At 55.9% G+C, this 24013-nt stretch carries 21 protein-coding genes and 1 tRNA gene; 7 read left to right on the forward strand and 15 right to left on the reverse strand.

Annotated elements, in window-relative coordinates; genetic code table 11:
- Nucleotides 1-90 precede the first annotated feature (90 nt).
- Nucleotides 91-1740 (forward strand): malate dehydrogenase (quinone), encoded by a 1650-nt coding sequence (mqo, locus tag IM271_RS05955; protein WP_193052313.1) that lies wholly within the window; start codon nucleotides 91-93, stop codon nucleotides 1738-1740.
- 80 nt (nucleotides 1741-1820) lie between these two features.
- Here the strand turns inward: mqo and eco are convergent, their stop codons facing one another.
- Complete coding sequence (eco, locus tag IM271_RS05960; RefSeq protein WP_028013891.1) at nucleotides 1821-2324, reverse strand: serine protease inhibitor ecotin; 504 nt, start codon at nucleotides 2322-2324, stop codon at nucleotides 1821-1823.
- A gap of 209 nt (nucleotides 2325-2533) precedes the next feature.
- Here eco and IM271_RS05965 point away from each other — a divergent pair, with 209 nt between their 5' ends.
- Nucleotides 2534-2794: a DUF2534 family protein gene (locus IM271_RS05965; protein WP_008500962.1), complete on the forward strand. Its 261-nt coding sequence runs from the start codon at nucleotides 2534-2536 to the stop codon at nucleotides 2792-2794.
- Nucleotides 2795-2917: 123 nt separating this feature from the next.
- Nucleotides 2918-4105: an MFS transporter gene (locus tag IM271_RS05970; protein WP_193052314.1), complete on the forward strand. Its 1188-nt coding sequence runs from the start codon at nucleotides 2918-2920 to the stop codon at nucleotides 4103-4105.
- A gap of 37 nt (nucleotides 4106-4142) precedes the next feature.
- Here the strand turns inward: IM271_RS05970 and IM271_RS05975 are convergent.
- The 3 genes from IM271_RS05975 to IM271_RS05985 form a co-directional block, all read right to left on the reverse strand.
- Nucleotides 4143-4219: transfer RNA gene (locus IM271_RS05975), tRNA-Pro, on the reverse strand.
- Nucleotides 4220-4291: 72 nt separating this feature from the next.
- Nucleotides 4292-6052 (reverse strand): LPS biosynthesis-modulating metalloenzyme YejM, encoded by a 1761-nt coding sequence (gene yejM / locus IM271_RS05980; RefSeq protein ID WP_028013888.1) that lies wholly within the window; start codon nucleotides 6050-6052, stop codon nucleotides 4292-4294.
- 19 nt (nucleotides 6053-6071) lie between these two features.
- Nucleotides 6072-6299: a YejL family protein gene (locus IM271_RS05985; protein WP_014884596.1), complete on the reverse strand. Its 228-nt coding sequence runs from the start codon at nucleotides 6297-6299 to the stop codon at nucleotides 6072-6074.
- Between the two features lie 134 nt (nucleotides 6300-6433).
- Between IM271_RS05985 and yejK the strand changes: the two genes are divergently transcribed.
- Complete coding sequence (yejK, locus tag IM271_RS05990) at nucleotides 6434-7441, forward strand: nucleoid-associated protein YejK (protein WP_008500957.1); 1008 nt, start codon at nucleotides 6434-6436, stop codon at nucleotides 7439-7441.
- 50 nt (nucleotides 7442-7491) lie between these two features.
- Here yejK and rplY read toward each other — a convergent pair whose 3' ends face one another.
- Nucleotides 7492-7776 carry a 50S ribosomal protein L25 gene (rplY, locus tag IM271_RS05995; RefSeq protein WP_028013887.1) on the reverse strand — a complete coding sequence of 95 codons (285 nt, stop codon included), beginning with the start codon at nucleotides 7774-7776 and terminating at the stop codon, nucleotides 7492-7494.
- 125 nt (nucleotides 7777-7901) lie between these two features.
- Nucleotides 7902-9662, reverse strand: coding sequence for a DEAD/DEAH box helicase (locus IM271_RS06000; RefSeq protein WP_193052315.1), 1761 nt, complete (start codon nucleotides 9660-9662; stop codon nucleotides 7902-7904).
- A gap of 152 nt (nucleotides 9663-9814) precedes the next feature.
- On the opposite strand from IM271_RS06000, the gene rsuA reads away from it, so the two are divergent.
- From rsuA to IM271_RS06015, 3 genes are all read left to right on the forward strand, one after another.
- Nucleotides 9815-10522: a 16S rRNA pseudouridine(516) synthase RsuA gene (gene rsuA / locus IM271_RS06005; protein ID WP_028013885.1), complete on the forward strand. Its 708-nt coding sequence runs from the start codon at nucleotides 9815-9817 to the stop codon at nucleotides 10520-10522.
- A 15-nt stretch (nucleotides 10523-10537) separates the two neighbouring features.
- Entirely contained in the window at nucleotides 10538-11734 is a 1197-nt protein-coding gene (locus tag IM271_RS06010) for a Bcr/CflA family multidrug efflux MFS transporter (protein ID WP_041908984.1), read from the forward strand.
- A 279-nt stretch (nucleotides 11735-12013) separates the two neighbouring features.
- Nucleotides 12014-12358: a YejG family protein gene (locus tag IM271_RS06015; RefSeq protein WP_028013883.1), complete on the forward strand. Its 345-nt coding sequence runs from the start codon at nucleotides 12014-12016 to the stop codon at nucleotides 12356-12358.
- Nucleotides 12359-12361: 3 nt separating this feature from the next.
- On the opposite strand, the gene yejF is transcribed toward IM271_RS06015, so the two are convergent.
- The 9 genes from yejF to IM271_RS06060 all read right to left on the reverse strand — a co-directional run bounded on the left by yejF (nucleotide 12362) and on the right by IM271_RS06060 (nucleotide 23955).
- On the reverse strand, nucleotides 12362-13951 hold the full coding sequence (gene yejF, locus IM271_RS06020) for a microcin C ABC transporter ATP-binding protein YejF (protein WP_193052316.1): 1590 nt from the start codon (nucleotides 13949-13951) through the stop codon (nucleotides 12362-12364).
- Between the two features lies 1 nt (nucleotide 13952).
- The gene (locus IM271_RS06025; RefSeq protein WP_192971280.1) at nucleotides 13953-14978 is read right to left on the reverse strand and encodes an ABC transporter permease; all 1026 of its coding nucleotides are present in this window, start codon (nucleotides 14976-14978) and stop codon (nucleotides 13953-13955) included.
- Nucleotides 14978-16072 carry a microcin C ABC transporter permease YejB gene (locus tag IM271_RS06030; RefSeq protein WP_028013880.1) on the reverse strand — a complete coding sequence of 365 codons (1095 nt, stop codon included), beginning with the start codon at nucleotides 16070-16072 and terminating at the stop codon, nucleotides 14978-14980. The genes IM271_RS06025 and IM271_RS06030 overlap by 1 nt, the downstream gene beginning before the upstream one ends.
- 9 nt (nucleotides 16073-16081) lie before the next feature.
- Nucleotides 16082-17887, reverse strand: a complete 1806-nt coding sequence (locus tag IM271_RS06035; protein WP_028013879.1) for an extracellular solute-binding protein — start codon at nucleotides 17885-17887, stop codon at nucleotides 16082-16084.
- A 74-nt stretch (nucleotides 17888-17961) separates the two neighbouring features.
- On the reverse strand, nucleotides 17962-19518 hold the full coding sequence (locus IM271_RS06040) for a cyclic di-GMP phosphodiesterase (protein ID WP_049000382.1): 1557 nt from the start codon (nucleotides 19516-19518) through the stop codon (nucleotides 17962-17964).
- Between the two features lie 128 nt (nucleotides 19519-19646).
- Nucleotides 19647-20216 carry a bifunctional murein DD-endopeptidase/murein LD-carboxypeptidase gene (gene mepS / locus IM271_RS06045; RefSeq protein ID WP_028013877.1) on the reverse strand — a complete coding sequence of 190 codons (570 nt, stop codon included), beginning with the start codon at nucleotides 20214-20216 and terminating at the stop codon, nucleotides 19647-19649.
- Between the two features lie 415 nt (nucleotides 20217-20631).
- Nucleotides 20632-21345: a phosphatase PAP2 family protein gene (locus IM271_RS06050; RefSeq protein WP_028013876.1), complete on the reverse strand. Its 714-nt coding sequence runs from the start codon at nucleotides 21343-21345 to the stop codon at nucleotides 20632-20634.
- A gap of 33 nt (nucleotides 21346-21378) precedes the next feature.
- Nucleotides 21379-22365: a GTP-binding protein gene (locus tag IM271_RS06055; RefSeq protein ID WP_193052317.1), complete on the reverse strand. Its 987-nt coding sequence runs from the start codon at nucleotides 22363-22365 to the stop codon at nucleotides 21379-21381.
- A 123-nt stretch (nucleotides 22366-22488) separates the two neighbouring features.
- Nucleotides 22489-23955, reverse strand: coding sequence for a mannitol dehydrogenase family protein (locus IM271_RS06060; protein ID WP_045629871.1), 1467 nt, complete (start codon nucleotides 23953-23955; stop codon nucleotides 22489-22491).
- Nucleotides 23956-24013: the final 58 nt, after the last annotated feature.

Below are 24013 nucleotides of genomic sequence, written 5' to 3' on the forward strand. Positions count from 1 at the left end.
AACAATATTTAAAAGTTGTTACCGTGCCTACGCAGCTTTTTTCACCTGCAATCTCCACGCATCAAGCACTTTTACACTAAGGCATAAATTATGAAAAAAATGACTGCCATGCTCTTTTCTCTGGCCGTCGGGCTCAACGCCGTCTCAATGGCAGCGAAAGCAGACGCACCAAAAGAGCAGGAAACGGACGTCCTTTTAATTGGTGGCGGCATCATGAGCGCCACGCTGGGAACCTATCTGCAAGAACTGCAGCCGGACTGGTCCATGACCATGGTCGAGCGCCTCGATGGCGTGGCGCAGGAGAGTTCGAACGGCTGGAATAACGCTGGTACGGGCCATTCGGCACTCATGGAACTGAACTATACGCCGCAGAAAAAGGACGGTTCCATTAGTATCGAGAAGGCGGTAGAGATCAATGAAGCGTTCCAGATCTCGCGTCAGTTCTGGTCTCACCAGGTCAACAGCGGCGTGATGCACGACCCGCACTCCTTCATCAATACCGTGCCGCACATGAGCTTTGTGTGGGGCGAGCAAAACGTGAATTTCCTGCGCGCGCGCTACGCTGCGCTGCAGCAGAGCACCCTGTTCCGCGGGATGAAATACTCCGAAGACCACGCGCAGATTAAAGAGTGGGCGCCGCTGGTCATGGAAGGCCGTGACCCGAACCAGAAAGTGGCGGCGACCCGTACCGAAATTGGCACCGACGTGAACTACGGCGAAATTACCCGTCAGCTGGTGGCGTCCCTGAAGAAGAAAGATAACTTCAATTTGCAGCTCAGCACCGAAGTGCGCGGCTTTAAGCGCAATGCGGACAACAGCTGGAGCGTGACGGTTGCCGATCTGAAAAACAATGAAGCCGAGCACGTCATTAAGGCTAAATTTGTCTTCATCGGTGCGGGCGGCGCGGCGCTGAAGCTGCTGCAGGAATCCGGTATTCCTGAAGCTGACGACTACGCGGGCTTCCCGGTCGGCGGCCAGTTCCTGGTGTCCGAGAACCCGGAAGTGGTGAACCGTCACCTGGCAAAAGTGTACGGTCAGGCTTCCGTCGGTGCGCCACCGATGTCCGTCCCGCATATCGATACCCGTATGCTTGACGGTAAACGCGTGGTGCTGTTCGGACCGTTCGCGACCTTCTCAACCAAGTTCCTGAAAAACGGCTCCCTCTGGGATCTGCTGAGCGCGACCACCACCTCTAACGTCAAACCGATGATGGACGTGGGCCTGGATAATTTCGACCTGGTGAAATACCTGATTAGCCAGGTGATGCTTTCTGATGAAGAACGCTTCGAGGCGCTGAAAGAGTACTATCCGCAGGCGAAGAAAGAAGACTGGCGTCTGTGGCAGGCGGGTCAGCGCGTGCAGATCATCAAGCGCGATCCGAAAGAGGGCGGCGTGCTGCGTCTGGGTACCGAAGTGGTGAGCGATAAGGATGGCACGATTGCCGCGCTGCTGGGTGCGTCACCGGGTGCATCTACCGCTGCGCCAATCATGCTGCACCTGATGGAAAAAGTGTTTAAAGACAAAGTTGCCAGCCCGGAATGGCAGGCGAAGCTGAAAACCATTATTCCATCCTACGGCACGAAGCTGAACGGTAACGTGGATGCGACGGAACAAGAGCTGGAGTACACCAGCCGCGTGCTGCAGCTGCAGTACGTGAAGCCGCAGGCTGCGGATGCTGCGCCGAAGGCGGAACTGAAGCCTCAGCCGGAAAACAAGCCGGTTGCGGATATCTCGCTGTAAGGTAAAAGCAAAACGGTAACATCTGTTACCGTTTTTAATTTAGCAGGTCGGGTAAGGCGAAGCCGCCACCCGACTTGTTTTTAACGTACTACCGCTTGTCCGACCGTCTCTTCTGCCTTCCACACGCGATATTTTACTTCCACGTTTTCAGGCGTATATACCACGATCGGCAACTTGCTGTTGTAGCGCAGCAGGCTGTTGTCGCCCAGATAGGCCGTCACAAATTTCTTCTCTTTCTTGCCGTCCGGGCAGGCCATCATGGTAGAGACCGGAGAGGTCACTTTATCAAAGACGTAATAGTCATAACCCCAGCCTTCCAGGGTTTTGCTTTCCAGCTGGCCGCCCAGACGATGCTGATTGCAGTCCACTTCCAGCGTCTTGCCAATTAACAGTTCAACTTTGTAATTCGCTTCGTCCTGCTGAACCGGCAGTTGAATCACCTGACGCTTCATGCCTTTTTCCGCTTGCGGATAGGGTGCAACTTTTTCCAGCGGCTGCGCTTTTTGGGCGTCGCTGGCGAAAGCGCTGGTGCTGACGCACGCGGCGGCGAGAAGCGCGATGGCAAATTTAGGTGCGTTTTTCATTGTCATTCCTTTATGTCAAAACGGTCCTGAACAGACTAACATAACGAGTATGAATGATTGGTGTGATTTACTTACATTTTCATTATTTGCAGCGTAATAAACTTAGCATTAATCGTTTTGGCAGGTGTTTGTACTGGTGTGGAGTGTGACGGGCGTTCGTGTTATTTTAGTCCATCGATAATGTTATTCATCTGTGAAAGGGAAGAGAGATGGTTCGTGCAAAACTGAAAACACCTGAAGGCCGCAAGTTCCTCCTGGCGCTACTCGTCGTGTTTATGATTGCTGCCGCGTGCGTCGGGCGGGCCACTATTGTTGGCGTCATTGAACAGTACAACATCCCTCTCTCCGCCTGGACTACCAGCATGTATGTGCTGCAGTCGGCGATGATCTTCGTTTACAGCCTTGTCTTCACCGTTCTGCTGGCCATCCCGCTGGGCATTTTCTTCCTGGGCGGACGTGAAAAACACTGAGCAGTCACCTGCTATAAGAAGCCAGCCTGCGGGCTGGCTTTTTTATATGTGATGATATTTATTCGCATTTCCAGGGTATTCTGTGTCGAACAAGGTCGTTCGACATAAAGCAGGAGATGTTCAATGTTATCCCGGTTTGCAACGCTCAGCCGGATCCCGAAAGGCGTCTGGGTTGTAGGTGGGGTCAGTATGCTGATGGATATCTCCTCGGAGATCATTCACAGCCTGCTGCCGCTGTTTATGGTCACGACGCTGGGAGCCAGCGTGATTTTCATTGGCTTGATTGAAGGCCTGGCTGAAGCCACCGCGCTGTTTATCAAAGTTTTTTCCGGTGCCATCAGTGACTACCTGGGGAAACGTAAAGGACTGGCGGTGCTGGGCTACGGTCTTGGCGCGCTGAGTAAGCCGCTGTTCGCTATCGCCTCTTCGTCGGGCATGATTCTGGGGGCACGCTTAATCGACCGGGTAGGGAAGGGGATCCGGGGCGCGCCGCGCGATGCGCTGGTCGCTGACGTTACGCCGCCGGAACTTCGCGGCGCGGCCTTTGGGCTGCGTCAGTCGATGGACACCGTCGGCGCATTTCTCGGGCCGCTGCTGGCCGTAGGCTTAATGCTGCTGTGGAACGATGATTTCCGCACGATTTTCTGGATTGCGGTGATCCCCGGCGTCCTCGCCGTGGCGCTGCTTTTCTTCGGCCTGCATGAGCCGAAAACGCCCGTCGAACATAAACGCACGAACCCCATCAAAAAAGAGAACCTCAGGCGCCTCGGGAAAGGCTGCTGGTGGGTTATTGGCCTGGGCGCCATCTTCACGCTCGCACGTTTCAGTGAAGCCTTTCTTGTCCTGCGCGCACAGCAGTCGGGGGTGCCGCTGGCGCTGATCCCGCTGGTGATGGTGGCCATGAATTTGCTCTATTTTCTGTCAGCCTATCCGTTTGGCAAGTTATCGGACGGGATGAGCCACACCCGACTACTGCAGTGGGGCCTGGTGATGCTGATTGGGGCAGATATTGTGCTGGCGCTAAGCACCCACTGGGCTGGAATGCTTCTGGGCGTTGCGCTTTGGGGAGTGCATATGGGGATGACGCAGGGGCTGCTGGCGGCAATGATCGCAAAAACGGCACCTGCGGATCTGCGCGGTACCGCCTACGGCATTTTTAGTCTGGTCAGCGGCGTGGGATTGTTAGTCGCCAGCCTGGGCGCCGGGGCCATCTGGGAAAGGTTTGGCGCGGAATATACGTTTTATGCCGGAGCCGTGATTTGTCTTGTTACGCTGATGTACCTGTGCAAAACACCGGACGAGGCAAAATAAAAAACCAGCCGTAATAGGCTGGTTTTCAATGTGTTTTTGGTCGGCACGAGAGGATTTGAACCTCCGACCCCCGACACCCCATGACGGTGCGCTACCAGGCTGCGCTACGTGCCGACGCATAAAAAGAATACTACTCGATTCCGTTTCGAATGCAAGGGAATCCGTCGCTAACTGGTTTATTATTAATCAGTTAGCGATGAAGCGCTTCTCATCCGTCAGAACCTGTAACAGCAGGCTAAGCTGTGGTTTCTGGTCCTTCAGCCGTTCACCCTGCAGATTATAGGTCTGATAGTTCCCGTTGCTGTTCAGCACCAGCGTCAGCTTCGGCGTGGTCACCACCAGCGTGTTGCCGTCAGCTGCAGTCACCCAGTTATGGCGGCGCGTGGCGCTGAAGAGATCCTGCCCCTGCGAATACTCGTTTGCTGGCGTACTGACGTGCAGCAGGCGCTGCATCAGGGTCGTCATGACGTCTTTATGTTCTGTGAGCATATTGATGCGCTGCGCCGGCGTTCCCGGCCAGTGGATCACCAGCGGAACATGCAGGTTTGGACGTGACCAGCTCATGCTCTTCGTCTCGTCGCCTAACGGTACGCCATGCCCTGCGGTCACGATCACGACCGTGTTATCAAGCTTGCCTGATTCACGTAGCGCGTCAAGCACGCGGCCAATCTGTGCGTCAACATCGCTGGCCGCGCGGCCGTAGCGGCGCGCAAAGCCAGCCTGGTTGCTGTCGTTAAGCGTTGTGCCGTTAAAGGCCACCCACGAGAACCAGCGGTTATCTTCCTGCGCGTAGCGCTGCAGCCAGTTTATCCACTGGTTTGCGGTCTGGGCATCAGACTGGCTCTGCGCGGCAGGCAGTGAGAAATCAGAGAGCAGCGCCTGGCGGTACAGTGAACTGTTGAAGCCGTCCGATGAGAACAGCCCTAACTGATAGCCCTGCTGATTAAGCCCGGTGATCAGCGCCGCAGGAATGCGCGCAGACAGCACGCCGTCCATGTATCCGGCAGAAATGCCATAGAACAGGCCAAAGATACCCGCATCGGTTGAGTTACCTGAACTCATATGCTGGGTAAACGACACGTTCTGACTCGCGAAATCGGCCAGCGCAGGCATCTGCTTCTCGTAACGAGAATAGTTGAGGCCATCGACGGTAATCAGCAGGACGTTTTGCCCGCGACCCATATCGCGATAGCGCAGATCGCTCAGTGGATACTGTACGCTAACCGCTTCCGGATTACCCTGTTCGACCAGACGGCGCTGGTACTCCTGGGCATCAAGCAGGCCGTGTTTCTCAAGGAAACGACGGGCCGTCATCGGATAAGAGAGCGGCAGGTTAGCGCGCTGCATGGTAATAGGGCGATAGAAGTTCGCATCCGCCCAGATATACATGAGGTGCGAACTGATAAATGAGACGAAAAAGAGCGCGGCGACGGGCTTCGCGTAATGGCGGCGTCGGGTCAGGCTGCGGAGCTTTTGCCAGCTCCAGGTGGCAAACAGCATCTCGATCAACAGGATCACCGGAACGCTGATGAACATCAGCTGCCAGTCGCGGGCCGTTTCGTTCTGGTCGGGGTTGATCACCAGTTCCCAGACGATAGGGTTGAGATGCAGGTGGAAGCGGGTGAACACTTCACTGTCGATAAGCAGCAGCGTCATCCCCACCGTCGCAAGGATTGCGGACAAGAACCGCATCAAACGCTGCGACATGACGATAAACGTCAGAGGAAACAGGATCAGCAGATAGGTGGCGAATACCAAAAAGCTAAAGTGACCAACAACGCTTATCCAGGAGTAGATACGCCCGGTTAGCGTTGTGGGCCAGTCTGCGACAAACAGATAACGACAGCCAATTACCGTCGCTAGCAGAATGTTGAACAGGGCAAACCAGTGTCCCCAGCTGACCATCTGGGAGACTTTTTCACGGTAGCGCTGACGATTCGTCACCATAAACTGTTGTTCGTTTCCCTTAATGGGCCTGGTCGTTGCTGACGGATGACTGTAACGCCTGGGCGAAAGATTTGGCGATCGCCTGACGCTGAGCCGGAGCAACGCTGGTGTTGATAAGGTTGGTGACCATATTTCCCAAAACCATCAGGGAGAGATCGGTCGGCGTTTTATGTTTTTCCAGTACGTTGACCAGCTCACTGAGCAGTTGTTCAACGTGTTCATCACTGTAGCGGGAATGTTGTGGCATAAATCAAAATCAGTTTGTTGATGAAAGGGCAACATATTACCGTAGCAACAGCTTTTTTTCCCCTTTTTTATCTGTTGTTGCACACATGTCCTGGTGGTGGTTGAATACCGCCCGGTCTAAAAGGAGAGTTTATCATGAGTCTGGAAATCAACCAGATTGCCTTGCACCAGCTTATCAAGCGTGATGAGCAAACCCTTGAAGTGGTGCTACGCGATTCGTTACTGGAACCCACGGCAACCGTTGTGGAAATGATGGCAGAGCTGCATCGCGTCTACAGCGCTAAAAATAAAGCCTATGGTCTGTTCAGCGAAGAGAGTGAGCTGGCCGATAGCCTGCGCCTGCAGCGTCAGGGTGAAGAGGATTTCCTGGCGTTTAGCCGCGCGGCAACCGGGCGTCTGCGCGACGAGCTGGCGAAATATCCGTTCGCCGACGGCGGTATTGTCCTGTTCTGCCACTATCGTTACCTGGCGGTCGAGTACCTGCTGGTTACCGTGCTGAATAACTTAAGCAGCATGCGCGTGAACGAGCAGCTGGACATCAGCTCAACGCACTATCTGGATATCAACCATGCGGATATTGTGGCGCGTATTGATTTGACCGAGTGGGAAACTAACCCGGAGTCGACCCGCTACCTCACCTTCCTGAAGGGGCGGGTGGGCCGCAAAGTGGCGGATTTCTTTATGGACTTCCTCGGTGCCAGCGAAGGCCTGAACGCCAAAGCGCAGAACAAAGGGCTGCTGCAGGCCGTTGATGACTTCACGGCGGAAGCGCAACTCGATAAATCTGAACGCCAGACCGTACGTCAGCAGGTTTACAGCTACTGCAACGAGCAGCTGCAGGCGGGGGAAGAGATTGAACTGGAGTCCCTGTCAAAAGAGCTGGCGGGCGTCAGCGAAGTGAGCTTCCAGGAATTCACCGCGGAGAAGGGCTATGAGCTTGAGGAGAGCTTCCCGGCGGATCGCAGCACGCTGCGTCAGTTAACCAAATTTGCCGGCAGCGGCGGTGGGTTAACCATCAACTTTGACGCCATGCTGTTGGGGGAACGCATTTTCTGGGATCCAGCCACCGATACCCTGACCATCAAAGGCACGCCGCCGAATCTGCGCGATCAGCTTCAGCGCCGCACGTCTGGCGGTAAATAGCAGCCATAAAAAAACCCCGCCGAAGCGGGGTTTTCTCGACAGGTTTGCGATTACGCGCGAACGAAGTCGATGTGAGTCAGTTTTGGCTTGAACGCGTGACGCTGAACAGCCTGAACCTTCACTTTTTCTTCTTTACCGCCAACAACGATGGTCAGAACTTCGCTGTAGAACTCAGCTTTGGTCTGCATGTTCCACACTTTGTCGTGATCCAGTTCGATAGCAACTGGAGCAGCTTCGCCACCGTAAACGATAGCCGGGAACTTGTTAGCGTTACGCAGGCGGCGGCTCGCACCCTTACCCTGCACGTTACGTACTTCTGCTTCGATAGTGAACATTGATTTCTCTCTGTATTTAAAACCCTACTACAGGCGACCCAGCAGCAGGTGAGTGTTCTGCCCCACGGATGTGAAGCGGGCGGCATTTTATACTCAAATGCCCCGCACATCAATGAAAAGTCCCGTTAGCCGCGCAATTCATTTGCCCGACGGAAGCGACCTTCATAGTCAAAGACCTTCTCGCGAACCTGCCAGAACTGGCCTTTCTTACGGGCGACCACGAAGTCGGGGTGGCGCAGCTGCGCCTGCTGATGCACGATATCCGCCACGGTTATCCAGCGCAGCGGCACGCCAGGCGTACGGGTATGCGGCCGGATAAACAGCTGCTCAAATGCCGTACGCTGGGCAGGCGTCTGAACCCTGAACCGTTCGCTGACGTCAGCGCCATCCTCATCGTAATAGGTGATTTTCAGCCATTCGCCTTTTTCATCCGCGCCGGGCTGCAGCGCCATGCCGGAGCAGCGCAACACCAGCGCATCTTTCAGCTTCAGCGCCGCTTTCAGCATGTCGTCCGGGTCCACCAGCACCGTGTCGCACTCGCGGCAACGGCGGGCGGCGATGTCATTTTCGGCGTTGCACTGCGGGCAGTTTTTGAAGCGGAAGCGGAAATCGCACTGCTCGCGATGCCCCTCATCATCCTCAAACCAGCCCTGACAGCGGCGGCCAAAGTGTTCAATCAGCGTGCCGTCGGCGGTGGTTTTTCCCCAGAAGGTGTTGGCAAAGCCGCAGGCCGGGCAAAACACCTGTACCGGCACGTTGTCGCTTTTGCCTTTTGGCGCGCCCACTTCCGGGGAGTACAGATCGTGCGGGTTGCCGGCGTAATCCAGTATCAGGCAGTCGGTTTTGCCCGGCGCCAGGCGCAGGCCACGGCCGACAATCTGCTGATACAGGCTGACGGATTCCGTCGGGCGCAGAATCGCAATCAGGTCGACGTGCGGGGCGTCAAACCCGGTGGTTAATACGGAGACATTCACCAGGTAGCGGAACTGCTGGGCTTTGAAAGCCTCAATCAGCCTGTCGCGCTCCGGGCCGGGCGTTTCGCCAGTGATCAGCGCTGCGTCGTCAGCGGGTAGCAGTCCCGTGATTTCGCGCGCGTGTTCGACGGTGGCAGCAAAAATCATCACCCCTTTACGCGTTTGCGCGAACTCTTCAATCTGGCTGATGATATGCGGCGTGATCCGCTTCTGTTTTTTCAGCTCATGGTTAAGATCCGCCTCGCTGAACAGCCCGTTGCTCTGCGCCTGTAAGCGGCTGAAATCGTACTGCACGACCGGCATATCCAGCCGCTCGGGCGGCGTCAGGTAGCCGTGCTTAATCATGTAGCGCAGCGGAAGTTCATAGATACAGTCGCTGAACAGCGCTTTCTCGTCGCCGCGCACTATGCCGTGATAATGAAAGCGGTAGATCCAGCCTTTGCCCAGACGAAACGGGGTTGCCGTCAGGCCGAGCAGGCGTAAGTGAGGGTTCACCTCTTTAAGGTGAGTGAGGATTTGCTGATACTGGCTGTCGTCGTCATCGCTGATGCGGTGACATTCGTCGACAATCAGCAGCGAAAACTCGCTGCGGAACAGATCCAGGTTGCGGGCCACCGACTGTACGCTGCCGAAAACCACTTTGCCGTGGCTCTCTTTGCGCTTCAGCCCGGCGGCGAAAATGTCGGCTTCCAGCCCCAGCGCACAATATTTGGCATGGTTTTGCGCCACCAGCTCTTTGACGTGGGCCAATACCAGCACGCGACCACGCGCCAGGCGCGCCAGTTCGGCAATCACCAGGCTCTTGCCTGCACCGGTCGGGAGGACAATGGCCGCCGGTTCCCGGTGTTTACGGAACCAGGCGAGCGTCGCGTCAACGGCTTCCTGCTGATAGGGACGAAGTGTAAAAGTCATGGGGTCTCGGTTTCGTTAATCCGCATATAGTATGCCACGAAACTTTTTCCCTTGAGTGGCGCAACCAGACCATTATACTGAACCGTTCCTGACTGCTTCTTTTTTCGGACGCACGGTCCGACATCCAGCACCATTAAGGCTAAAAAGATTTCATGCGACTTGATAAGTTTATCGCTCAGCAACTCGGCGTAAGCCGCGCTATTGCCGGGCGCGAAATTCGCGCCAACCGCGTTACCGTGGATGGCGACATTGTGCGAGACAGCGCGTTCAAACTGCAGCCTGACCATCAGGTTGAGTACGACGGCAATCCGCTGACCCAGCAGCACGGTCCCCGCTATTTCATGCTCAATAAGCCGGAAGGCTATGTCTGCTCAACGGACGATCCGGATCACCCGACGGTGCTCTATTTCCTCGACGAGCCGGTGGCGCATAAGCTGCACGCCGCGGGCCGCCTCGACATCGACACTACCGGTCTGGTGCTGATGACCGACGACGGTCAGTGGTCGCATCGCATCACTTCCCCGCGCCACCACTGCGAGAAAACCTATCTGGTCACGCTGGAGTCACCGGTTGCGGATGACACGGCAGAGCAATTCGCGAAAGGCGTTCAGCTGCATAATGAAAAGGATCTGACCAAACCCGCCGTGCTTGAGGTCATCACCCCGACGGAGGTCCGTTTGACCATCAGCGAAGGACGCTACCATCAGGTGAAACGCATGTTTGCCGCCGTGGGTAACCACGTTGTGGGCCTGCACCGTGAACGCATCGGTGCGATTGCGCTCGATCCCGACCTGGCGCCCGGTGAATATCGTCCGCTGACGGAAGAAGAGATTGCCAGCGTCGGTCTGCCTTCGCACTAATTTCAGGAGAACCCTGTGACCACCAGGCCACACTCGTCGTTCAAAATTGTCTTCATTCTTGGCCTGCTGGCGATGCTGATGCCGCTGTCTATCGACATGTATCTGCCTGCGCTGCCGGTGATTTCCGCGCAGTTTGGCGTACCGGCAGGCAGCGCGCAGATGACGCTCAGCACCTATATTCTCGGTTTCGCGCTCGGACAGCTGCTGTATGGCCCAATGGCCGACAGCCTGGGGCGTAAGCCGGTTATTCTTGGCGGGACGCTGGTCTTTGCGGCCGCAGCGGTCGCCTGTGCGCTGGCGCAGAGTATCGATCAACTGATTATCATGCGCTTCCTGCACGGGTTGGCCGCCGCTGCCGCGAGCGTGGTGATCAACGCCCTGATGCGTGATATCTACCCGAAAGAAGAGTTCTCCCGCATGATGTCGTTCGTCATGCTGGTGACGACGATTGCGCCGCTGGTGGCACCGATGGCCGGTGGTGCGGTGCTGGTGTGGTTTAGCTGGCACGCGATTTTCTGGATCCTGGCGCTGGCCGCGCTGCTGGCCTCGGCGATGATTTTCTTCTTTATTGATGAAACGCTGCCCGTCGAGCGCCGCCAGAAATTTCATATTCGAACCACGATAGGCAACTTTGCCTCGCTGTTTCGCCACAAGCGGGTGCTGAGCTACATGCTGGCGAGCGGGTTCAGCTTCGCCGGAATGTTCTCCTTCCTGAGTGCCGGGCCGTTTGTCTATATCGAACTGAACCACGTTTCGCCGCAGCACTTTGGCTATTATTTTGCGCTCAATATCGTCTTCCTGTTTGTCCTGACCATCATTAACAGCCGCTTTGTCCGGCGGGTGGGCGCGCTGAACATGTTCCGCGCCGGGCTGTGGATCCAGTTTGTGATGGCGGTCTGGCTGGTGGTGAGCGCGTTTCTGGACGTGGGCTTCTGGGCGCTGGTGATCGGCGTGGCGGCCTTTGTCGGCTGCGTGTCGATGATCTCGTCCAATGCGATGGCGGTGATCCTCGACGAATTCCCGCACATGGCGGGAACCGCATCGTCACTGGCGGGAACCTTCCGCTTCGGGATTGGTGCCATCGTCGGGGCGTTACTCTCTATGGCGACCTTTACTACGGCCTGGCCTATGCTGTGGGCGATGGCTTTTTGTGCAACCAGCTCTGTGCTTTTCTGTCTTTATGCCAGCCGGCCGCGAAAAGCGGCGCACTAACGCGCAGATAAGGCCCGAAAGGGCCTTTTTTGTTGACGCATATCAACCAAACTCGCGTTCGTTTATTCCGTGTTTGTTTATTTTATGTAAAATCTATTTATGTAAAAAGTCACATCATTGTATTCAAAAAGGTTGAGTTAGATCGCAGAAACGGGTACATATAGCGCCGACGCGAGCCTCGATACCGATAAAAAAGCGCTGAATAGTGCAGGTTGGCGATGATGTGTTACTATAAATGTAAATAAATTGTGAAGTAAATTTTGCTTCCGGGGAACGAACGTGAATACATTACAACTCTCCATTGTCCATCGCTTGCCCCAGAGCTATCGCTGGTCGGCGGGTTTTGCAGGTTCGAAAGTTGAACCGATTCCGCAAAGCGTCGCGGGCTGTGAGAATTGCCTGGTGGCGCTCAAGCTGCTGAGCCCGAGCGACGAAAATGCGTGGCGGGTGATGGAGCGTCTCAGCCAGGCCCTGACGGATATCGAAGTGGACAGCTCCGTACTGGAGTGTGAAGGGGAGCCGTGCCTTTTTGTCAAAAGCCAGGACGAATTCGCCGCGACCTGCCGCCTGAAAAACTTTGGCGTTGCGATTGCTGAACCTTTCTCCGGCCAGTATCCGTTTTAAGCGCTAGTCTGCCGCGAGCAGCTGGCGCGTGTAGCTCTGCGTTGGCGCAGTAAATACGCGCTGGCAATCACCCTGTTCGACCACCTCACCCTGTCGTAGCACAATCACCTGATGGCATAGCGCCCGAACCACCTGTAGATCATGGCTGATAAAGATATAGGCCAGCCGGTGCTTTTCCTGTAGCCCTTTGAGCAGCGCCAGGATCTGCGCCTGTACGGTTCTGTCCAGAGACGAGGTCGGTTCATCCAGAATAATCAGCTCCGGTTTCAGGATCAGCGCGCGGGCGATGGCGATACGCTGGCGCTGTCCGCCGGAAAATTCCGCAGGGTAGCGGTGGCGAGTGTCGGGATCTAAGCCCACTTCCGCCATCACCCGCATGACCTCCTGTTCCCGCTGTTGCGCACTCAGGCCAGGCTGGTGAACGCGCAGGCCCTCTTCGATAATCTGCAACACGCTGAGGCGCGGGTTAAGCGAGGAGTTGGGATCCTGAAATACCACCTGCATGCGGGGCCGCACGGGCAGCATCTGGCGGCGGTTCCAGCGGTGCAGCGGCATATCGTCAAACAGGATCTCGCCCTGAGAGGCAATTAAGCGCAGCAGCGCCAGACCGGTAGTGCTTTTCCCCGAACCGGATTCGCCCACCAGCCCTAGGGATTCACCCGGTCGCAGCGAGAAGCGGATATTTTTCAGCACCGGGTTCTGGTCAACGATGCGCCGCAGAACGCCTTTGCGGATCGGGAACGAGACGGATAAATCATCGACGCGCAGCAGCGGTGTGCTGTCTGCCGTGAGAGGCACCGGGTCGCCGGAAGGTTCGCTGTCGAGCAGGCGCTGCGTATAGGGATGCTGCGGCGCGTTCAGCAGCGTGGACGCGGTATTCTGTTCAACGCAGCGTCCGTTTTGCATGACCGCGACGCTGTCGGCCAGCTTTTTCACGATGCTCAGGTTGTGCGTGATAAACAGCAGGCTCATGTCCAGCTCGTCACGCAGTTCCCTCAAGAGTGTCAGAATTTGCGCCTGCACCGTGACGTCCAGCGCCGTCGTCGGCTCGTCGGCAATCAACAGTTCGGGGCGCGTGAGCAGGGCCATGGCAATCATTACCCGCTGGCGTTCGCCGCCGGAGAGCTGATGCGGAAAATCATTCAGCCGTTTGGCCGCGTTGTGTATGCCTGTACGTTCCAGACAATCCAGAATTTCGCCCCGCGCGGCCTCTTTGCGCATCCCCCGATGAAGTGACAGCACTTCATAGAGCTGTTTTTCCAGCGTATGCAGTGGGTTGAGCGACACCATCGGCTCCTGGAAGATCATGGCAATCTTATTGCCGCGAATACCGCGCAGGGTATGTTCATCAGCGTGCAGCAGCGAACTGCCGTGGAACAGAATATCCCCTTGCGGATAGCTCACGGGCGGGGAGGGCAGCAGACGCAGGATGGAGAGCGCCGAGACGCTCTTGCCCGAACCGGATTCACCCACCAGCGCCAGCGTTTCACCGCGCTGGATCTGCAGCGACAGGTCGGTGACCACGGTACGGGTCTCGCCCTGCTTCGAGAAGGCAATCGACAGGCGATCAATACTGAGAAGAGGCTGCGTCATCTTATACCGCCTTGTTGGGATCGAAGGCATCGCGCACGGCTTCGCCAATAAAAATCAACAGCGAAAGCAGCACGGCCACGGAAAGAAAGGCGGTGATGCCCAGCCACGGCGCCTGCAGGTTGTTCTTGCCCTGCAGCAGCAGTTCGCCGAGCGACGGCGACCCCAGCGGCAGGCCGAAGCCCAGAAAGTCCAGCGAGGTGAGGGTGGTGATGGAGCTGCACAGAATAAAGGGCAGGAAGGTGAGAGTCGCCACCACCGCATTGGGAAGCATATGGCGGAAGATGATTGCGCGATCGCTCACGCCTAACGCCTGCGCGGCGCGAATATAGTCGAAATTACGGGTTCGCAGAAACTCTGCCCGCACCACGCCCACCAGCGCCATCCAGCCAAACAGAACGGTGATGCCCAGCAGCCACCAGAAGCCCGGCTGTACCACGCTGGAAAGCAGAATGATCAGAAACAGCGTTGGCATACCGGACCAGACTTCGATGATACGCTGCCCCCACAGGTCAATTTTTCCGCCGTAGTAGCCCTGAACGGCGCCGGCCACTACGCCCATTACGCTGGAGAAGACGGTCAGCATCAATCCAAAGAGAATAGAAATCCGCGTACCGTAGAGGATGCGCGCCAGCACGTCGCCGCCGTTGGCGTCTGTTCCCAGCCAGTTTTGCGCAGAGGGCGGAGAAGGGAAGGGGGTTGTGGTCGCGAAGTTAATGCTGTTGGCGCCAAAGCGCACCGGAGCCCAGAGGGCCCAGCCGTGCTGTTCGATCTGCTGGCGCAGCCACGGATCCTGGTACTCCGCCGGGGTGGCAAACGGGCCGCCGAAGTCGCTTTCACTGTAGTTAGCCAGTACCGGCACGTACCAGCGGTCGTTAAAGTGCACCAGCAACGGTTTGTCGTTGGCGATCAGCTCCGAACACATGCTCAGGACAAACAGGAAAGCAAAAATCCACAGCGACCAGTAGCCGCGGCGGTTATGGCGAAAACGGGCCCAGCGGGCCTGGTTAACGGGGCTTAAACGCGGCATCAGCGGCCCTCAAAATCAATTCGGGGATCGACCAGCGTATAGCTGATATCGCTGATGATATTCAGCAGCAGGCCAATCAGGGTGAAAATATAGAGCGTGCCAAACATTACCGGATAATCGCGCGATACGGTGGCTTCGTAGCCCAGCAGGCCGAGACCGTTGAGCGAGAACATCACCTCAATCAGCAGCGAGCCGGTAAAAAACATGCTGATGAACGTGGCTGGAAATCCGGCAATCACCAGCAGCATGGCGTTGCGGAAAACGTGTTTCCACATAATCTGCTTCTCGCTGACCCCTTTGGCGCGGGCGGTCACGACATACTGCTTGCGGATTTCATCGAGAAAGGCGTTTTTCGTTAACATGGTCAGGGCGGCAAACCCGCCGATCACCGTCGCCAGCACCGGCAGCGTGATATGCCAGAGATAGTCGGTGATTTTCTGGTACCACGGCAGCGTGCTGAAATCGGCGGAGACCAGCCCCCGCAGGGGGAAGATGTCGAAATAGCTGCCTCCGGCAAAGAAGACAATCAGCAGAACGGCAAACAGAAACGCCGGAATAGCATAGCCGATGATGATGAAGGTGCTGCTCCAGATATCGAAGCGGCTGCCGTTATGCACCGCTTTTCGGATCCCGAGCGGTATAGAGACCAGATAGATAATCAACGTCCCCCACAGCCCCAGCGTGACCGAAACCGGCAGGCTTTGCTTGATCAACGTTAATACGGACGCACTGCGGAACAGGCTATCGCCAAAATCAAAGCGGATATAATCCCAGAGCATCTTGAAATAGCGCTCGTGTATCGGCTTATCAAAGCCGTAGCGATGGGTGATCTCGGCGATCACTTCAGGATCCAGCCCGCGCCCGCCGCGGTAGTGGCTTTCACTGATATTCCCCACGCCGGTTCGCGCATGGCTGGCGCCCATGCCTTCTCCACCGCCGCCGGGCATGCCGCCGCTGTTGCCAAACTCAATGGCGGCAATGGCCTGGTCGACCGGCCCGCCCGGGGCAATTTGCACGATAAAAAAGTTAATGGTGATAATGGCCCACAGCGTGGGAATGACCAGCAGAAGTCGGCGTATTAAATAGGCACCCATGATAATTCCTTATCGCCGCTCGGCGGGCAGTCTGGCGGCTTTATTCACGTCATACCACCAGGTGTCAAAGCCCAGAGAATAGACAGGGCGCACGGCAGGCACGGAGAACTTGTCCCAGCGCGCAAGGCGGTCTTCGCCCATATACCACATGGGCAGCATGTAGTAGTTCCAGGTTAACACCCTGTCGAGGGCGCGACCAAGCGGCAAGAGCTTATCTTTATCGCCCTGCGCCGCCACAATTTTTGCAATCAGGGCATCAATCGCCGGGCTTTTTACGCCTGGCGCATTGTACGAGGAGTCGATGTAGCTGGAGGCCCAGGAGATTTGCAGATCCGAGCTGGGCCACGGCTGCGCGGGCCACAGGCGTTGCATCATGTCGTAATCGCGGCTGCGCATGCGGTTGGTGATCTGCGCGTTATCGACCTGGCGAATGTTCATGGTGATCCCCAGCCGCGCAAGGTTGTGCTTAAACGGCAGCACCCACTGATCGTTGCCGCCGGAGGAGAGCAGCAGTTCAAAGCTTAAAGGCTTGCCGGTTTTCGCATTGACGCGTTTCTGGTTCTTCAGCTGCCAGCCTGCCTCATCCAGCAGCTTGCTGGCCTTCAGCAGGTTGTCGCGGTCGTAGCCGTCACCCTTTGAAGCGGGCGGCTGAAACACCGTGGTAAACACCTCCGGCGGCACTTCCGCTTTCAGCGGCGCCAGCAGGAGCAGTTCGTCGGCTTTGGGGTAGTCGCGCGCGGCATATTCGGTGTTCTGGAAATAGCTGTTCGCGCGGCTGTACGCCCCGTAAAACAGGGCTTTGTTCATCCATTCAAAATCGAAGGCCAGGGAAATGGCTTCCCGAACGCGGCGGTCGGTAAATACCGGGCGCTGAATATTAAACGCCAACCAGCGCGTGTCCTGGGCGGATTCGTTTTTGTGCTCGTCTTTGACGATGTAGCCTTTCGTGAAGTTTTTGCCGATATAGCGGGTCGCCCAGTTTTTGGCGCTGTTCTCCACGCGTAAATCGAAGGCACCGGCCTTGAACGCTTCAAACGCCACGTTATCGTCGAGGTAGTAGTCATAGCGAAGGGTGTCGAAATTCCAGCGCCCGCGGTTTACCGGCAGGTTAGCCGCCCAGTAATCTTTCACGCGGGAATAGACCACGTACTGCCCCATGCGCCAGTCGGTAATGCGGTAAGGGCCACCGGCCAGCGGCGGCGTGGAGAGCGGGTCGCTTAACTTATGGTTTTTCCAGAACGATTCAGGCATCACCGGCAACGAGAACAGGCTAAGCATATTCTCTTTGTTCGGTTCGCTCAGCTCAATGCGTACGGTGAGGGGCGCAATGGCGCGCACCGTTGCGCCTTTATACACAATGCGGAACTGGGGAACGCCTTCGGTCATAAATTTATGAAACGTAAAAGCGACGTCGCTGGCCTTGACCGGCGTGCCGTCGTGAAAGCGGGCCCGGGGGTTTAGGGTAATTTCGGCCCAGGCGAAGTTATCCGCATAGCGCACGTTATCGGCAATCAGCGGGTAATAGCTGCCGGGTTCATCATCCGACGTGACAAAAAGCGTGTCATAGAGCGATTCCGTTCGCGCCGCGGCCACGCCGCGCAGGGCGAAGCGGTTAAAGTTGTCGAACGTTCCCGTAGCCGAGAGCGTGACCTTTCCACCCTTAGGGGCGGCAGGATTGACGTAATCGAAGTGCGTAAAATTGACCGCGTATTTGGGCTCGCCAATCACGGCGAACGCGATGTTCTCTTTGATGGTTTGCGCCTGGCTGGACAGGCTCACGACTGCCAACCAAAGCAACATAAAGCGCATAAACATCTCGCGGCGGCTCCCTCTTTTACAGACCGGCTCAGTTAAGCTGAATAATAAGTGACGCCACGGGCAATGTGAAATTATTCCCCGTCAGGCGACACCGTATTTTGCCACGTGCGGAACTGCTCCAGCGGCATCGGGCGGCTAATCCAGTAACCCTGCAGATAATTAACCCCATGCTCGCGCAGCCAGGCCGCCTGTTCCGGTGTTTCCACCCCTTCCGCAACGGTCGACATATTCAGTCGTCTTGCCAGCGTCAGTACGGCATCCAGCACCGGGGAGGTCACGGTTTCTGTGCCAATGGCGTTGACAAAACCACGGTCGATTTTCAGGTAGTCCATGGTGAAATGTTCAAGATAAATCAGCGCGCTGTGGCCGGTGCCGAAATCGTCGATGGCAATTTCAAACCCTTCGTTATGAAGCCATTCGAAGAGGCTGTTAGCTTCCCGATGGTTCAGCATGTCGCGCTCGGTAATTTCCAGTACGATCTGGAAGTAATCAGGCGGCAGCAGGGCTTTGAAGGTGCGCATATCGTCTTTGAAGCTTTCCGCATGCAGATGCCCCGGCGCGATATTAATGCCCACTTTGGCACCCGGCGGCAGCACGGTCTGTAGCACTGGCGCATCGTGAATAATCAGGTCAAAAAGATGCAGCGTGAGCGGAACAATCAGCTTCTGCGCTTCGGCAAAATTGATAAAGGCGTCCGGCGGGATCTCACCCATGGTCGGGTGCTTCCAGCGCATCAGCACTTCAAGCCCGGTCATCCTGAGCGATTTGGCGTCGACAACGGGCTGATAAACCACATAAAACTGGCCGCGCTTGATGGCGCTCAGAATCTCTTTGCCCGGATTGAGACGCGTCGTGAGGATGTAGAAGTTAAGCGACCCTGCCGCAATCCCGCACACCAGCCCGAAGAACAGGGCGTAAAGTATCTCATCGGTCGTCCACTCCTCGGCGTACAGGTTGATGGTCAGAGGAACGTCTTTGAGCGTCGCGGTGCGCGCCGGCGTTTCATGTAAATCCTTCGCTTTGACGAGGGCGCTTGAGGCAGTGGATAACGCATTTTCGCCGATGACGATCGCGATGCCCGCAAACTCGTCCTGGCGCGCGGTGTAAAGCAGGTACGGCGTCAGGTTGAGATTCACCGAGGTGAATACGCCGCCGTCCTTCACAAGCGGATTACGGTACCAGATGGCAATCGCGGGCTTATTGGGCAGCATGGGCGTGCCGGGGAGCAGTGCGATATCAACCTGCTTGTTGATGTGCAGCTCGGGTATCAGCTCCTCCATCGGGGAATTCATTGGCCCTGTGGCTGACGAGCAGAACGCCATTTTGTCTCTGACCAGCAGGAAGGCGCGTACGTTGAGGCTGAAGGCCGCGCGCGAGGTCAGCTCCGCGTTAACGTCCTGGCAATTATTGAGCGTCAGCGGCTGGAGCACGTCGATGGAGGCTTTCAGCTCGTCAAAATAGCTCTCCATGTAGATGCGCACATCCATGATCAACGTATCGAATCGGATTTCCCGCTTGTGGTAGCTCCAGAAAAATTGCAATGAACCCAGGAGCAGGGCGGCGATCAGGCCGGTAATGATACTGAGGAACAGTATCTTTCGATGACTGGAGAAGTAGCGGGTGAGCATAAACGTCGTGGTTCCTGAATTGCCGCTGATTGTATTCATTGTAACGGGCAAAAAAAAACACCGCCGAAGCAGTGCTTTTTTTTTATTGTATCGCCAGCCAAGGGATAACCAACGATACAATTATCATATTAACTGCGGGTCAGTACGCGGCGCGCTTCGTTGTAGCGCTTCTTCCAGTACGGTTCATTCATGCTGGAAATGGTCACACCGCTGCTGGTGGAGGCATGTACAAACTGGTCATTACCAATGTAGATGCCCACATGTCGACCGGTAGAACCTGCACGGAACAGCACTAAATCGCCGGTACGCAGTTTGGTACGTGAAATCGACTTGCCCATCTCCTGCTGTTCGTAGGTCGAACGCGGAAGATCTAACCCAAATTGCTCGCGGAAGGTACGCTGTACAAAGCCGGAACAATCAATGCCTTTTTTAGTGCTGCCGCCAAGACGGTAACGCACGCCTTTCCAGTCAGCATACTGGTCCATAATGCGGGACTTCACGTCCAGATTACGTACCATATTTTCAAATTCATCCTGAGAGGCTTGCAGTGAAGAGGAATCTTCCATTCCCACAACACGCGTCTCAGGATGCATATTCTTTGCGGTGTTCGATGTACTACATGCAGATAACAGTACCGCGACTGCTATCGCCGGGATCCCCCGTAAGATATATCTCAGAAACGGTTGAGATTTGACCATTTTGTTTATTTTCCCTTGAAGTCCTTAACGACAAATATCGTTATAAAAATGCCAAACGTGACGAGACTAATTATCTGTTCACATTGAGACAATTGTTTCTGGTGACATTTGTGGTGCAGCGCACAAAATTATTCACCATCGAAATAATTATCTCCATGGGGCAAAACGAGTTCGAGATTAACCGATTGCCAGGGCTATTGCGAGTAAAAAGAGCCTTTTTTTTATAAGAAATTGTGATACAGAAAGTAAAAATTTGTCATTGCACAAAATAGCGGCAGATCCGCCGCGTAATCGTGCAATTGCTTCATTTTTATCACGAATGTGATGACAAGAATATGACAGCGCAGAAAGATCGCGGGAAGGGCATTATCAGGGATCGTGATGATCCCCGATAGTTTACGTTAAAAAACGGTAATTATTTGTTCAATTTTTGTTGCTTTCTACGCGGAAGATAGCGATCGAAAAGGGTAATTAGGCGATCGCTCAAAGGCGTCATCAGAACCCACGGCAGACCAATCAGCACCGCGGAAAGGGAACCCACGACAATATCCGTCAGCCAGTGCGCGCCAATCATCACGCGTGGGAAGGCAAATATCACCACAATAAGCAGGGCGATTGCGAACGCCTTCTTACCGAAATAGCGCAGCATAAACCCAGAAAAAATAAGCAGCATCATGCCGTGATCGCCCGGGAAACTGTCCTTCGAGGCATCTTTTGTTGGAATATGCAGCAGTTCACTCACGCGATAAATATTCGGGAAAGAGAGCGAAGGACTTGCACGTTTTACCGGCATCAGATGTTGCGCCAGCTGATTAATGATCACCGCAGCCAGAAGCATCACCAGTCCGATAATCAGGATGCGGCGACGCCCCGTGTCATCCTCTTTGAGCCAGAAAGAGAGCATCAGGCAGCCCATGGCCAGCAGGGAAAAGCCGTCAAAGGCGCGGTTATTGGTAATTGCCACCAGCCACAGAAAGGCGTCACTCTTCACCAGCCCCTGGTTGAAGAAATGAAACAGGGATGAATCCAGCGGGAACCAGAAACCGTGATTCACCGGGATATACCAGGAGAAAAAGAGCGCCAGACCGGCGACATTAAGCAGTAGTATCTGGGGAATTCGAGTCGTCATAACGTTCTGCATTGAGTGAAAACTGGGGCAACGTTAGCCGCCCGAACTTAAACGAAGCTTCAACAGGCTGGACTGCAGGGCATTCCAGTCGGCGTTAACCGCACTAATTAACTCTATTCGGCTGTCAGGTGGCGCGACGTTTTGCGTTTCGATAAAGAAATCGTCGCCCTGGCGGTTGATCCGCACCAGCCCGTCTGGCGTGCGCATGATCCCTTTCACGCGGTCGACCGGCGCAAGTCTGGCCCACTCCAGGATCCCGATGGTGTCGAAAACGGTGTCGGCATCGAAAATCCATCCGCAGGCCTGATACCCCTGACCGCTGTTAAGGTTACGACGCCAGCGCTGGTGTTCCGGCAGGCTAAGCGCGGCCAGACCCTGCTTTGCAGAATGGTGATGCGCATGCTCTGCGCTGGCCGGGAGTTGCGCCAGGTTCTGGCGGGGAAGATCCAGCAGGGCGCTATCAATATTCCCCTGCGTGGCCTGCACCCGCGTCCGATTGCCGCCGAAATGCTGCCACCACGCGTCCAGCGCGGCCCGGCTTTCCGCCGTAGCGCGATCTTCTTTATTGGCGACAATAACGTCTGCTGCGGCGAGCTGATCGCGAAAGTTCTCATTGGCCACCGTTTTTTCATCCAGAAGCTGACGCGGATCGAGCAGGCACAGCGTGGCGCGAAGATCGATCCACGGCTCGTAAACCGGGGCGGTCAGTAAATCGAGGATCTGCTTCGGGTGGCCCAGACCGGTAGGTTCAATCAGCAGGCGGTCCGGTTTGCCCTGACGCAGCAGCGTATTGAGGCCTACCTGCATCGGTAAGCCGTTTACGCAGCACATGCATCCGCCGGGGATCTCTTTAATCATTGCGCCGCTGGATGACAGCAACGCGCCATCAATGCCCACTTCGCCGAATTCATTGACCAGCACGGCCCATTTCTCGGCGGGGTCTTTATTCGCCAGCAGATGAAGAATAGAGGTGGTTTTACCGCTGCCGAGAAAACCGGTGATGAGGTTGGTTTTGGTCACGTGCGCTCCGCAAGAGAATTGTGATGCTATAACACTATGCTCTTATCCTGGCGAAAAACGGGCGCAATGAGAAGGGGGAGGGCGAACGGAGGCAATGTCCGTTCGCATTAAGCGCAATAATCGCTAAAGATTTAACGTTTCAATAACAGCCTGGCGTGCGCCACGGCGGGTGATGCGCTGGTAGGCCTGGCTAACAGCCTCAGCGAAAACGCTATTTTGCGCGAGATCGTGACCGAAGACCTCGCTCAGCCCCAGCAGCGCATTGACGCGGTCGGCGTCGCTGCTGGCCTCGACAATCGTGCGGATTTTATCGCTGAGGGGATCGCGAACGTCAATCGCGTTGCCGCGTTCGTCGAACCCGCTGACGTAGCGTATCCAGCCAGCGACGCCCAGCGCCAGCAGCGGCCATTCTGTTTTACGCTCAAGGTGGACGCGGATGCCATCCAGCATTCGCTGCGGCAGCTTCTGGCTACCGTCCATCGCGATTTGCCAGGTACGGTGCTGCAGCGCCGGGTTAGCAAAGCGATCAATCAGGCTGTCGGCATAGGCAGTCAGGTCGACATCCTTTATACGCAGCGTAGGCGCCTGTTCATCCAGCATTAGCCGCCGGGCAGCTTCGCGGAAGGTGGCGTCCTCCATGCATTCATTAATATGCGCGTACCCGGCGAGATACCCCAGATACGCCAGGAAAGAGTGGCTGCCGTTAAGCATGCGTAATTTCATCTGCTCCCACGGCAGAACGTCCTGCACCATCTGAACGCCCGCCACTTCCCACTCCGGACGCCCGGCGACAAAATTATCTTCCACTACCCACTGAATAAACGGCTCGCAGCTTATGGCGCACGGATCGTCAACGCCGAGCGCGTCGGCGATCTCCGCAAGCGAGGCCTCCGTCGCGGCGGGAACAATTCTGTCGACCATCGTTCCCGGAAAACTCACGTGGCCCTCGATCCACTCCGCCAGCGCCGGGGAGCGCTTTTGCGCCATGCCAAGCACCGCATTTTTCACCACGTGGCCGTTGTCCGGAATGTTGTCGCAGGAAAGCACGGTAAACGCAGGCAAGCCGCGCTCGCGGCGGCGATTAAGGGCTTCGACCAGGATCCCCGGCGCGGAATGCGGCTCAGCGGGATTTTCCAGATCGTGGACGATCCGGGCGTTTTGTAAATCCAGCTTACCGGTCGCGGGATCGATGCAGTAGCCTTTCTCCGTAATGGTGAGCGACACAATCGCCACCTGCGGCTCGCAAAACTTCTCTATTATCGCGGGCAGAGAGTCCAGCTTTGCATTCAGGCATTCATGTACGGCCCCGACAATAATCGGCTGATTTCCTTCAGCACCTTTCTCCAGCACGGTAAACAGGTGATCCTGCGCGCGCAGCTGGCTCATCAGCACGTCGCCGCTGAACAGGCTAATCTCACAAATTCCCCAGTCGCCGCCTTTTTCATTCAGCACCCGGTTTGTTAACAATGCCTGATGCGCGCGGTGAAACGCACCGAAGCCGAAATGGACGATGCGGGAGCGCAGTTGATGACGATCGTAGCGCGGTTGTTGAACCTGGGCTGGAAGGGCGGTTGAGGCAATTGTCTTCATGAAATACACACCTGATTAACCATTAATTAACAATGCCAGTCTAAAGTTATATGACAGC

Origin of the sequence: Enterobacter cloacae complex sp. I3 (assembly GCF_014896175.1) — a bacterium.
Classification (GTDB): domain Bacteria; phylum Pseudomonadota; class Gammaproteobacteria; order Enterobacterales; family Enterobacteriaceae; genus Enterobacter; species Enterobacter bugandensis.